11 protein-coding genes are annotated in these 11,248 nt (G+C 62.9%); 6 read left to right on the forward strand and 5 right to left on the reverse strand.

The features are described from left to right. The 5 genes from MAMT_RS09450 to pqqA all read right to left on the reverse strand — a co-directional run. Positions 1-802 (reverse strand): radical SAM protein (locus tag MAMT_RS09450; protein ID WP_142660788.1); only part of this gene is annotated, 802 nt, incomplete at its 3' end. Continuing rightward, on the reverse strand, positions 803-1,093 hold the full coding sequence (pqqD, locus tag MAMT_RS09455; protein ID WP_142660789.1) for a pyrroloquinoline quinone biosynthesis peptide chaperone PqqD: 291 nt from the start codon (positions 1,091-1,093) through the stop codon (positions 803-805). Then, positions 1,083-1,835 (reverse strand): pyrroloquinoline-quinone synthase PqqC, encoded by a 753-nt coding sequence (pqqC, locus tag MAMT_RS09460; RefSeq protein ID WP_142660790.1) that lies wholly within the window; start codon positions 1,833-1,835, stop codon positions 1,083-1,085. The genes pqqD and pqqC overlap by 11 nt, the downstream gene beginning before the upstream one ends. Then, the gene (pqqB, locus tag MAMT_RS09465; protein WP_142660791.1) at positions 1,832-2,746 is read right to left on the reverse strand and encodes a pyrroloquinoline quinone biosynthesis protein PqqB; all 915 of its coding nucleotides are present in this window, start codon (positions 2,744-2,746) and stop codon (positions 1,832-1,834) included. Before pqqB ends, pqqC begins: the two co-directional genes overlap by 4 nt. Before the next feature lie 99 nt (positions 2,747-2,845). Next, on the reverse strand, positions 2,846-3,010 hold the full coding sequence (gene pqqA / locus MAMT_RS11895) for a pyrroloquinoline quinone precursor peptide PqqA (RefSeq protein ID WP_142660792.1): 165 nt from the start codon (positions 3,008-3,010) through the stop codon (positions 2,846-2,848). A gap of 182 nt (positions 3,011-3,192) precedes the next feature. Between pqqA and MAMT_RS09475 the strand changes: the two genes are divergently transcribed. Genes MAMT_RS09475 through mobB form a run of 6 tightly spaced genes read left to right on the forward strand, consistent with a single transcriptional unit; the run spans position 3,193 to position 10,861 of the window. Further along, a complete protein-coding gene (locus tag MAMT_RS09475; RefSeq protein WP_142660793.1) occupies positions 3,193-3,672 on the forward strand; it encodes an NADH-quinone oxidoreductase subunit NuoE family protein in 480 nt (159 codons plus the stop codon). Continuing rightward, positions 3,669-5,231: a formate dehydrogenase beta subunit gene (locus MAMT_RS09480; RefSeq protein WP_142660794.1), complete on the forward strand. Its 1,563-nt coding sequence runs from the start codon at positions 3,669-3,671 to the stop codon at positions 5,229-5,231. Before MAMT_RS09475 ends, MAMT_RS09480 begins: the two co-directional genes overlap by 4 nt. Before the next feature lie 45 nt (positions 5,232-5,276). After that, entirely contained in the window at positions 5,277-8,162 is a 2,886-nt protein-coding gene (gene fdhF / locus MAMT_RS09485) for a formate dehydrogenase subunit alpha (RefSeq protein ID WP_142660795.1), read from the forward strand. A 13-nt stretch (positions 8,163-8,175) separates the two neighbouring features. Then, entirely contained in the window at positions 8,176-8,400 is a 225-nt protein-coding gene (locus MAMT_RS09490; RefSeq protein WP_142660796.1) for a formate dehydrogenase subunit delta, read from the forward strand. Between the two features lie 59 nt (positions 8,401-8,459). Then, entirely contained in the window at positions 8,460-9,095 is a 636-nt protein-coding gene (gene mobA / locus MAMT_RS09495; RefSeq protein ID WP_178087061.1) for a molybdenum cofactor guanylyltransferase MobA, read from the forward strand. Then, complete coding sequence (gene mobB, locus MAMT_RS09500; protein WP_178087062.1) at positions 9,092-10,861, forward strand: molybdopterin-guanine dinucleotide biosynthesis protein B; 1,770 nt, start codon at positions 9,092-9,094, stop codon at positions 10,859-10,861. Before mobA ends, mobB begins: the two co-directional genes overlap by 4 nt. The last annotated feature ends 387 nt before the right edge of the window (positions 10,862-11,248 follow it).

Genomic DNA, 11,248 nt, shown 5'->3' on the forward strand with positions numbered 1-11,248 from the left:
GGAAAGCGCGCCCCCAGCCATGAAGGCAGGCTTTCGGATAGGTGGCGTAGTAATCGGGAATGACGAAGAGGATATCCATCTTGCCCTTCAGCCGTTTCTGGGCTGCTGCCGCAACGTTCGCAGCGTGCTCGACTTGAGCCTGCGTCGGCAAGAGCCATCGTCGGTTTTCGAGCGCCCAGCCGTTGTACTGGGCGTTCGCCAACTCGAGCCGTTCTGCTCCCCACTCTTCGGCGAGGGCAATGATCTCCTCGATCCGATCGAGATTCTGGCGATGGAGAACGGCGTTGATCCCCAGCGCGAAGCCCGCCTCGCGCGCCATCCGCCCCGCCTCCGCCTTCTTGGCAAAACTCCCCTGCATCCCGGCAGTCCATTCCGCGCTTTCCGGTCGGCTGTCCTGGATGCTGAGCTGAAAGCCGCCGAGCCCCGCTTCCTTGAGCTTCTTGGCGAGCTCAGGGGTGAGGAGGGTGCCGCCCGTGCTGAGGTTGGGATAGAGCCCGAGAGAATGAGCGGCCCCGATCAGTTCGGGCAGGTCCTTTCGCAGAAGCGGCTCTCCGCCGGAGAAGTTGGCTTGCAGCACGCCGAGTCCCGCAGCCTCCTCCAGGACCCGAAGCCACTCCTTGGTCTGGAGCTCGTTGCGCAGCGAGCGGGCAAAGCCGAGCGGGTTGCTGCAATAGGGACATTGCAGCGGACAGCGGAAGGTGACCTCGCAAAGAAGGGAGAAGGGATAACCCGAATTCAAGGCCTTGGACTGCTCTCCGGCCCCTGCTTCCGTCGCGACCGAATTGGCTCTGGCTTGTGGCATTTAGTCCTCTATGGCATCCGGGAAGGAGAGGAGCCCGCGCTCGACCAGTCCCTGGATAAAGTTTCCCACGTCGGCCTCGAGCGCAACCGTTTCTACCGCGTAGCGGTCCGCCAATGCGGAGACGATCTCGGCGACCGAGCGACGGCCGTCGCAAAGGGAGAGGATCGCCTCCGCCGACGGGTTGAGGATGAGCACTCCTTCGGGATAGAGGAGAATGGGCTTTCTCCGAACGGGATCCCACCGCAAGCGGGCTTTGGAGGCAAGCCGAGGAGTTCCCTTTCTACTGTTCATCCAGGGAGGGCATTTGGATCCGCAAGACATAAGCCATGTACATGGCGTCGAGCATCGACCAGAGAAGTTCGCACTTGAAGCGGAGGGCGGACAAGGCCGCTTCCTGCGCCGCCCTGGTTCTACACCGATCCAGCACCAGACGGAGGGTGAAGTTGACGTCCTTGGGCGCTTGGGTGAGGCGCTTGCGGAAGTAGCGAAGCCCCTCTTCCTGAATCCAAGGGTAGAATTGCGGAAAGGCGTCGATCCGTTTCTGATGAATCGACGGGGCGAAGAGTTCGGTCAGGGAGGAGGCCATCGCTTCCAGCCAGGAGTGGCTGCGGCAGAAGTGGACGTAGGCATCGACCGCGAAACGGACACCCGGCAAAAGCCGTCTCTGCTCCAAGAGTTCCTGGCGGGTCAAGCCGACCGCTTCTCCGAGCAGGAGCCAGCGCTCGATGCCGCCGGGATCGTCCTGAAAGCCGTCGTGGTCGTGGATGCGGCGGATCCATTCCCGTCTGAGTTCCCGGTCCGGACAGATCGAGAGGATCGCCGCATCCTTGATCGGGATCTGGACCTGATAATAGAAACGGTTGGCGACCCAGCCGCGAATCTGCTCCTCATTGCACCTCCCCTCGTTCATCAAGACGTGGAAGGGATGCTTGTCGTGATAGCTTCTCGCTCCAATGGCCCGGAGCCTCTGTTCGAAGTCGTCCCGAGAGAGAGGGGGGTCGGTGTCGAGTTGGAAGTAAAAGGGTAAGCTCATGATGGGGAAGGATAGAGCCGGAGGAGCATCCCGTCATAGGCAATTTGTACCCCGGCTTCCCTCACTTGTTTTGCCGGAGAGGACCCCGGATCGAGGATGGGGTTGGTATTGTTGATATGGATGTAGAATTTTTCCCGGATCGGCAGCCCCGAAAGCCAGGCGAGCGTTCCCCCCGGGCCGGAGACGGGCAAGTGGCTTCGGAGAATCGATCGCTGGCGTTCGGGGTTCATCGGGGCGAGCTCCTCCTCCGACCAGAATGTCCCGTCGACGAAAAGCGCGTCGCATCCCGCGACGAAATCCGCGAACTCCCGGGACACTCCGGGAAGACCCGGAGCGTAGACCACCCGCCGTCCGCTCTTTTTTCCGGTGATGCGGAGGGCGACGACATGTCCGCTCTCGTTCGAGGGGGGGTCGTAGGGGGCGGGAGCCGCAGGAAGCGGAAGAGCTTCCACGATCAGGGAGGCGAGCTCGGCCGGATAGGCGAGCCTCCGGACCGGAAGGAAGTGACCGAGAATGGAGACGATCGGGAAGGTGGAGCCGAGGCTTTTCCAGACGGGGTCGGTGCAGACGAGGGTTAACTCCCCTCCCTCCCGCAGGAAGAGAAGCCCGGTCGTATGGTCGATTTGGCCGTCGGTCAGCGCGACGGCCGCCAGAGGCGAGCCGCGGAGCGACCCTTCCGGCGGGGCGAGCTCCGCCCGGTCGGCGAATTGGGAACAGAGATCAGGCGATGCGTTGACCAAAAGCCAACGTTCTCCCCTTTCCGCAATCGCAATCGAAGCTTGCGTGTGGCGGAAGCTCTTTCTGGAGGGGGGAAGGTCGCGCTCCTCTCGGGCCCGCGTGCAATTAGGACAACGGCAGTTCCACTGCGGCACTCCCCCGCCCGCCCCGGAGCCAAGCACGAGCAGTCGCATCTTGGGTGATCGCCAAAGGAACCGACGAAACGTTGAGCGGCAGCGAGAAAAAACAGGGTGAGCGTTGAGGCTCACCCCGTTCTTGGAACCTGCGAGGGCTTATTTGCCCGCTACGTTGACGTAAGCGGTGACCTCCATGCAGAGGCTGATGTCCTCGAATTCCGGCTTTACCCATTTCATAATTTTTTGGCCTCCTCGTTCGGCCGGCTTTCTCTCGGTCGGAAGCCGCGCCACGGATACAAGCCAATTTACTGATCCCACCATCGACCCACAAGTTCTTTTTACAAGGGCCCTAGCATACGAGCCCGCTGCGGATCGCAAGGAAGCATCTTCCAAAGATGTAAATTGCTTATTGCCGATTGCTCTCCGAATGGTAGTAGTTGTGGGTGGAGGCGAGGATCGGAGACGGACCGACCTCGGCGGCTCCTCTATTTAGCGGAGAGGGAATGGAAAACGGCAAGGTCGAGAGCAAGGGTGAGTTAGAAGACATATTGGAGAGCTTTTCGCGTCTGGCAAACGGGTTGATTCCCGCCTTTCATGCCATTCAGAACCGTTATGGGTATATTCCCAAGGAGCGGCTTCCGGAGATCGCCCGCGCCTTTAACCTTTCCCAGGCCGACGTCTACGGTGTTTTGACCTTTTATCACGATTTTCGGCTCGAGCCGGTGGGAAGACATGTCGTCTCGGTCTGCCGGGCGGAGGCTTGCCAAGCCAATGGATCGGCGGCCGTCATCGACCATCTTCGGCGGAAATTGGGAGTCGATTTTGGAGAGACGACGGCCGACGAAGAAGTGACGCTTCTGCCGACCTATTGCTTCGGCAATTGCGCCTGCGGCCCGTCGGTTGCGGTCGATGGAAAGCTGTACGGCCGGATGAGCGCGGAAAGAGTGGAGCGCATTCTGCGCGGAATGGGGGCATCGGCATGAGGGTCTACGTACCTCGAGATTTCTCGGCTTGCGCCCTGGGAGCCGACGAAGTGGCGCGCGCGATCGAACGAGAGGCGCGAAGGAGAGGCATTACCCTGGAACTGGTGCGGAACGGCTCTCGGGGGCTCTACTGGCTTGAACCGCTCGTGGAGGTGGAGAGCAACGGAGAACGGGTAGCCTACGGACCGGTATCCGAAGAGGAGGTGGAAAGCCTCTTCGACCGGAACTTCCTGGAAGGCAAGGAGCATCCTTCCCGACAGGGAAACCCCGAAGAGATTCCCTATCTGCGCCGGCAGAAACGGCTCGTTTTTCGCCGGATCGGGAAAAACGACCCGCTTGCCCTCGACGAGTATCGGAAGCAGGGCGGGCTTGCCGGCCTCACGCGAGCCTTGACCCTCTCTTCGCAGCAGATCGTGGAGGAGGTGACCAAGTCCGGATTGCGCGGCCGGGGCGGGGCGGGATTTCCCACGGGAATCAAGTGGAAGACGACCCTCCAGGCCGTGGACGATCAGAAGTACATTGTCTGCAACGCCGACGAGGGAGACTCAGGCACGTTTTCGGATCGGATGGTGATCGAAGGGGATCCCTTTCTTCTGATCGAAGGGATGATCATCGCGGGTCTGGCGGTGGGTGCGACCGAGGGCTATGTCTACCTCCGGTCGGAATATCCTCTGGCTCGCCGGATTTTCGAGGAAGCGCTTGAAAGAGCCAGGGCGGGCGGAATCCTGGGGAAGGATATCCTGGGAAGCGGAAAATCCTTTTTCCTGAATCTCTACGTGGGGGCGGGCGCCTATGTGTGCGGGGAAGAGACCTCCCTCTTGGAAAGCCTGGAGGGGAAGAGGGGGATGATCCGTCCGCGGCCCCCGCTGCCCGCCGTCCACGGCCTCTGGCAAAAGCCGACCGTGGTCAACAACGTGATCACGCTCGCCTCGGTTCCGGTGATCTTGGCCGAGGGTGCGGAAGCTTATGCGCAGCTCGGGGTGGGGCGCTCGAAGGGAACCTTGCCGGTGCAGCTCTCGGGCAACCTTCGCAGGCCCGGCCTCGTGGAAGTGCCCTTTGGGATCACGCTCGAGGATCTGCTGTTCGAATATGGCGGCGGCACGGCGAGCGGCCGTCCGCTCAAGGCGATTCAGATTGGCGGCCCCTTGGGACCCTATCTGCCGGCATCGCTTTTTCACGTCACCCTGGATTACGAAGAGCTCGCCAAGGTCCGGGGAATTGTCGGCCATGGGGGAATCGTCGCCTTCGACGACACTGTGAACCTGGGCGAGATGGCCCGGTACGCGATGGAGTTCTGTGCCGAGGAGTCCTGCGGGAAATGCACGCCTTGCCGGATCGGCTCGACCCGCGGCATGGAGTTGATGGACAAGATTCTTTCCGGGAAAAAGGCCCCCGGCTCGATCCAACTTCTGGTCGATCTTTGCGATGTGATGATCAACGCCTCGCTCTGCGGCTTGGGAGGCATGACTCCCTTTCCCGTATTGAGCGGGTTGCGACATTTCCCGGAAGATTTTGGATATGCGAAGGAGGAAGTGGAACCGTTGCTCCAAAAGGTGTAAAAGGTACATGAGGAGCATGAGAGGGTAATGGCGGAGGGGTGCAATATGTTGACCAAGCAGCATGCGGATTTAGGAACGCCGAGCCGAGGGTGTGAATGCGGATTCGGCGGTCGCAACGGTCATGGCGTAGACCGATCGGCTCGGGAAGTCACGGTCTCGATCGACGGGAAAGAGGTCTGCGTCCCCGAGGGGACGTCGGTTCTGCGTGCAGCGGCTCTCGCGGGAGTGGGCGTGCCCAAGCTCTGCGCGACCGATACGCTCGAGCCGTTCGGATCCTGCCGGCTCTGCCTCGTCGAAATCGAGGGAAAGAGAGGCTTTCCCGCTTCCTGCACGACGCTGGTCGAGCCGGGAATGAAGGTGAAGACCTTCTCCGAGCGGTTGGCCTCGCTCCGCCGGGGGGTGATGGAGCTCTATATCTCCGACCATCCGCTCGACTGTCTGACCTGCCCGGCCGACGGGGATTGCGAACTCCAGGACATGGCCGGCGACGTGGGATTGCGGGAAGTCCGCTACGGCTATGCGGGGAAGAACCACCTTCAAGCCGCAAAAGAGGAGAGCAATCCCTACTTCACCTTCGATCCCGCCAAGTGCATCGTCTGCTCTCGATGCGTGCGGGCCTGTGACGAAATCCAAGGGACTTTCGCCCTCACGGTCGAGGGCCGCGGATTCGATTCGCTGATCCAGCCGGGACCCACGGGGGAGTTTCTGAGTTCGGAGTGCGTCTCCTGCGGCGCCTGTGTCCTGGCCTGCCCGACTTCCGCCCTGATGGAGAAGGCGGTGATCGATCTCGGCCTGCCCAGCGAATCGACGGATACGACCTGCGCCTATTGCGGGGTTGGTTGCTCCTTCCATGCGGAAACCAAGGGGGCGACCGTCGTGCGGATGACGCCCAATCAGGAGAGCTTGTCGAACCACGGTCATTCCTGCGTCAAAGGACGCTTTGCCTGGTCGTACGCCACTTCGCGCGATCGGGTTACCAAGCCGATGCTTCGCAAGAACATCGAGGACCCGTGGAAGGAAGTGAGCTGGCAGGAGGCGATCCAATACGTGGCCTCCGAATTTCTGCGGATTCGTGAGAAACATGGCCGCTATTCGATCGGAGCGGTGAGCTCCTCCCGCTGCACCAACGAGGAGGATTACATCGTCCAGAAGCTCGTGCGCGCCGTCTTCCGCAACAACAACATCGATACCTGCGCCCGGGTCTGCCACTCTCCCACCGGTTACGGGCTCAAGAAGGCTTTTGGAGAATCGGCCGGGACCAATCCGTTCGACTCGGTCGACCAGGCGAACCTGATCTTCGTCGTGGGAGCGAACCCGACCGACGGGCATCCGGTCTTTGGCTCCCGCATGAAGCAGCGGCTGCGGGCGGGGGCAAAGCTGATCGTCGCCGATCCGCGCCGGATCGACCTGGTGCGCAACCCGCATATTCAGGCGGATCTCTATCTTCCGTTGCGGCCGGGAACCAACGTCGCCCTTCTCAACGCACTCGCCCATGTGATCCTGGAGGAGAAGCTCGAGAACCGGGAGTACATCGAGGCCCGGTGCGACTTGTCGGCCTACGAGAAGTGGCGTGCGTTCATCCTGCGGCCGGAAAATTCGCCGGAGGCGATGGCTCCGGTGACGGGAGTCCCCGCCGAGACGATTCGGGCGGCGGCTCGTCTCTACGCGACGACCAAGCCTGCCGCGATCTACTACGGGCTCGGCGTGACCGAGCATTCGCAGGGATCGACCGGTGTCATGTGTCTGGCGAATCTGGGCATGCTGACCGGCAACGTCGGCGTGGAGGGAGCAGGGGTCAATCCGCTGCGGGGCCAAAACAATGTCCAGGGTTCTTGCGACATGGGCTCATTCCCCCATGAGCTTCCCGGCTATCGGCACGTCTCCGACCAGACGACGCGGACAAGCTTCGAGCGGGCCTGGGAGGTCGAGATCGATCCGGAGCCCGGGTATCGGATCACCAACATGCTTTCGGCGGCGGCGATCGGGGAATTCAAGGGGCTCTACATGCATGGGGAGGATCTGGTGCAATCCGATCCCGATGCTTCTCACGTCATCGAGGGGCTGCGGAACATGGAGCTCGTCGTTCTCCATGATATTTTCCTCAACGAGAGCTCCCGGTATGCCCATGTCTTCCTCCCCGGCTGCTCCTTCCTCGAAAAGGACGGGACGTTCACCAACGCGGAGAGGCGAATCCAACTGGTGCGTCAGGTGATGCCGCCCCTCTGCGGCAAGCAGGAGTGGGAGGTGATGCAAGAGATTGCCCAGGCAATGGGCTATCCGATGCACTACCACCATGCTTCGGAAATCATGGACGAGGTGGCCCGGCTGACCCCGACGTTCTCGGGAGTGAGCTTTCAAAAGCTCGCGCAGCTCGGGTCGATCCAGTGGCCTTGCAATGATCGGGTGCCCGAGGGGACCCCGGTCCTGCACCAGGAACAATTTGTCCGCGGCAAAGGCTTCTTTGCCTTGACCGGCTACGTCGCGACCCAGGAAAAGGTCTCCGAGCGTTTCCCCTTGCTGCTCACCACGGGCCGCATCCTCTTTCACTACAACGTGGGGACGCAGACCCGCCGGACGGCGAACTCGACCTGGAGCAAGGAGGATCTGCTGGAGATCCACCCGAGCGACGCGGAGGAGCGTGGCATTCGCGACGGAGACAAGACCGAGCTGCGGAGCCGCAAGGGGAGTGCCGTCATGCACTGCATCGTGACCGAGCGGGTCGCGCCGGGAACGGTCTATGCGACCTTCCACTTTCCGGAGAACCGCACCAATGTGCTGACGACCGAGAATTCCGACTGGGCGACCAATTGCCCCGAATACAAGGTGACGGCGGTGCAGGTGAGCCGGGTCTTCGAACCGGTGCGGGGCGAGGAGCGGGAGAACGGGAAGGCGCCAAGACGGCGGGAGATTGTGCCCGCCGCCGGAGAATAGCCAAAGGGGCCCGATGATCGAAGACCTGGTACGGATGGCCAATCAGATCGGCGACTTCTTCGGCAGTGATCCCTCGCAGGAAGAGGCGGCGGCGGGAATCGCCGAGCATCTGAAGAAGTTCTGGACCCCCTCGATGCGCGAAAAGCTGATCGAGTATGCCCAACGGGACGGGAAGCAGCTCTCGGAGCCGGTGCGGGCGGCGCTGTCTCGTCTTCAGAAACCTGCCGCAGGATCGTAGGTCGTGACGCGGCCTCTCCTCCCCGCGCGGCGTATCCGCCGCGAGTGAGGGAGCCACGCTTGTTTCCCGAAACGGAGCGGAGTCCCGCGGCGAGGATCGGCGGCATCCTCCTCTGCGGCGGCCGGAGTCGGCGCCTGGGAGGCATCGAGAAGGGGCTGCTCCGCTTGGAGGGGAAGCCGCTTTTCCAGCACGCCGCCGAGCGGCTGCAGCCGCAGGTAGGCTGGCTTGCGATCAGCGCCAACCGGGAAAGGGAGGAGTACGGGGCTTGCGGCTTTCCGGTTCTTCCCGATCTCCGCACGGGTTTTCTCGGGCCGCTGGCCGGCGTGGAAGCGGCCATGGTCGCTCTGCCTCCCTCCCTCTCCTTTCTCTTGACGGCTCCCGGGGACGCGCCGTTTTTGCCCGTCGATCTCGCCGAGCGCCTCTATCACGGGATGGTCGCCGACCGGCGGAAGAGCGCCTATGCCCATGACGGGGTGAGGGGGCAGTTCCTCTGCGCGCTCTTCGAGCGCGGGTGCGGGGCTCTCCTGCGAGGATTCCTCGATCGGGGAGGGAGGAGGGTAGAGGAGTTTTTACGGGAGACGGGTGCGACCGCCGTTGATTTTTCGGATCGAGCCGCCGATTTTGGGAACGTGAACGACGCAGACGATTGGGACCGGATCTGCCGGAGAGCCGCACAGGGGCAGGGAGGGGCGTGAGGCGTCGGAGCGGGGTGCCCGTCGTGGCGTTCGTCGGCAGGAGCGGTGCGGGCAAGACGACCCTTCTCTGTGCGGTCGTGCGCATCCTTGCCGCCCAGGGGATCCGCGTCGCCGCGATCAAGCATGCCCATAAGGGATTCGAAATCGATTATCCCGGGAAGGACAGCATGCGCCTGCGGGAGGCGGGGGCCAATCCAGTGCTTCTCCTCTCGCCGATGCGGCGCGCTTGGCTGGAGGAGGTGGCGCCCGCAGCGGAGCCCGACCTTTGGGAAGCAGTCGCCTCCTTGGGCCGCAGCCCGATCGACTTGCTGCTGGTGGAAGGGTTCCGGGCGGAGGGGATGCCGAAGATCGAGCTTTATGATCCATCTTTAGGTCAACTGTTGTGTGAGAGGGATCCCGATCTTCTGGCCGTAGCCTCCGAGGGCGCTCTTTCCCCTCCGGATGGCCCGGTCTCCTTCGATCGGAACGACGCCGAAGGAGTCGCTCTCCTGATTCTTCAGGCGGCTGGTCTGGCCCCTCGTTCCCAAGGAGGCGGTAACGGGTCGTTCCCTCGCGCGAGAGGCCCGCTCCCGCTCCAGGAAGCGCGGAGGATTCTTTGGGAGGCGATGACACCGGAGAGGATGGCGGCGGAGGAGGTCGGTCTGTCGCAAAGCGTGGGACGCATCCTGGCGACCGACCTGGCTTCTCCCGTCGATCTTCCCTCCGCGCCGACGGCGGCGATGGACGGCTATGCGGTAAGCGCGGCTCACCTGGGGGAGCAGGGCCGGGAGTTCTCCCTCGCCGGTACTTCCGCCGCAGGAGCTCCTTTTTTGGGTTCTCCATCGGAAGGGAGCTGCGTGCGGATCTTCACGGGAGCCCTTCTGCCGGAGGGGACCGACCTCGTGATCCCGCAAGAAGAGGTTGTTCTCCAGGGTGAGAAGGTGCTCTTGCCCGGAGGGCGCTGCGTCGGCGAGAACGTTCGGCTCAAAGCGGAGAGTCTCGCTCAGGGCCAGGAGCTTTTGTCCGCGGGAACGAGGATCGGCCCCCGGATGCTGGCGCTGCTCTCTGCCGTCGGCAGGGAGAAGCTCCCGGTTCGCCCCAGGCTTCGGGTCGGGCTGCTCTGCACGGGGAAGGAGTTGAGACCGCTCGGAAAGCCCCTCGGCCCCGGGGAGGTCTACGACAGCAATCGGGTCTTTCTTTCGGCCGCTCTTGCGGAACTCGGGGTCGACCTGATCGACGCCGGAATTGTCGATGACGATCCGGAGTTGCTCGAGGAGAAGCTCGATCGGCTCGCGGAGAAGGTCGATCTGCTGGTGACGACCGGTGGGGTCTCGGTGGGCGAAGGCGATTACGTCGGCAAGCTGCTGGCGCAGCGGAATGCCATCGTCTTTCGGCAGATCGCGGTCAAGCCGGGCCGTCCTTTTCTCTTTGCCCGCTGGCGGGGGAGACCGCTCTTTGGGCTTCCGGGGACACCCGCCGCAGTCTTCGTGCTCTTCTACGACCTGGTTGGGCCTCTCCTACGACGTCGCATGGGGGAGTCGCCGTCGCGAGAGCGGATGCGGCTGCCGGCCCTCTCCCGGATGCAGAAACGCGCGGGCCGAACCGAGTATCGGGCGTGCCGGCTGGTCGCCGGACCGAGGGGAGAACCCGCCTTTCACCCGGTGAGTCGCACGGACGGAGCGGGGCTGCTTCCCTCCGCCTCCGCCGATCTCCTGGCGCTCCTGCCCGAGGAATCGGAGTGCATCGAGGTCGGCGAGCGGGTCGAGGTGATCTTCCTGCCGCGGTAGCGAGGCCGAACCGGGAGGCTCTGCACTCCTCCACTCTGGGAGCGAAGTAGCCGCCCAAAGGCGGACACTCTCGCAAGAACCGCCGTCCCTTAGGATACACGCCCACCGGACGCGAACGTCCGGTTTCGGAACCGCCCCTGGGCGGCGGCGTAGCCATAAAGAAAAATCCGGTTGTTCTCTCGCAACTACTTACCATTTTTGGCCCGGAAGTTCGGCTCAGGGGTTGCCTTGACGGTCAGGGGCCGCAGGCCCCAAAAAAAAGCGGACGTCTGCCCGCCAATGACTCAGGCCGAAAGCGGTGAAAGAGAGGAAAAGCTGCGCGGCGGCGTGCGCCGCGACCAATTCAAGGTGGCCTCAAGCCGCCGTTGCACGCGAAGGACCGTCACC

Source organism: Methylacidimicrobium tartarophylax, assembly GCF_902143375.2.
Taxonomy (GTDB): domain Bacteria; phylum Verrucomicrobiota; class Verrucomicrobiia; order Methylacidiphilales; family Methylacidiphilaceae; genus Methylacidimicrobium; species Methylacidimicrobium tartarophylax.

Excerpts from the sequence above, each read along its gene's own strand:
- pqqC (WP_142660790.1), bottom strand. The coding sequence starts at position 1,835 with ATGAGCTTACCCTTTTACTTCCAACTCGACACCGACCCCCCTCTCTCT.
- MAMT_RS09475 (WP_142660793.1), top strand. The coding sequence starts at position 3,193 with ATGGAAAACGGCAAGGTCGAGAGCAAGGGTGAGTTAGAAGACATATTG.
- pqqD (WP_142660789.1), bottom strand. The coding sequence starts at position 1,093 with ATGAACAGTAGAAAGGGAACTCCTCGGCTTGCCTCCAAAGCCCGCTTG.
- fdhF (WP_142660795.1), top strand. The coding sequence starts at position 5,277 with ATGTTGACCAAGCAGCATGCGGATTTAGGAACGCCGAGCCGAGGGTGT.
- pqqA (WP_142660792.1), bottom strand. The coding sequence starts at position 3,010 with ATGGTGGGATCAGTAAATTGGCTTGTATCCGTGGCGCGGCTTCCGACC.
- MAMT_RS09480 (WP_142660794.1), top strand. The coding sequence starts at position 3,669 with ATGAGGGTCTACGTACCTCGAGATTTCTCGGCTTGCGCCCTGGGAGCC.
- pqqB (WP_142660791.1), bottom strand. The coding sequence starts at position 2,746 with ATGCGACTGCTCGTGCTTGGCTCCGGGGCGGGCGGGGGAGTGCCGCAG.
- MAMT_RS09490 (WP_142660796.1), top strand. The coding sequence starts at position 8,176 with ATGATCGAAGACCTGGTACGGATGGCCAATCAGATCGGCGACTTCTTC.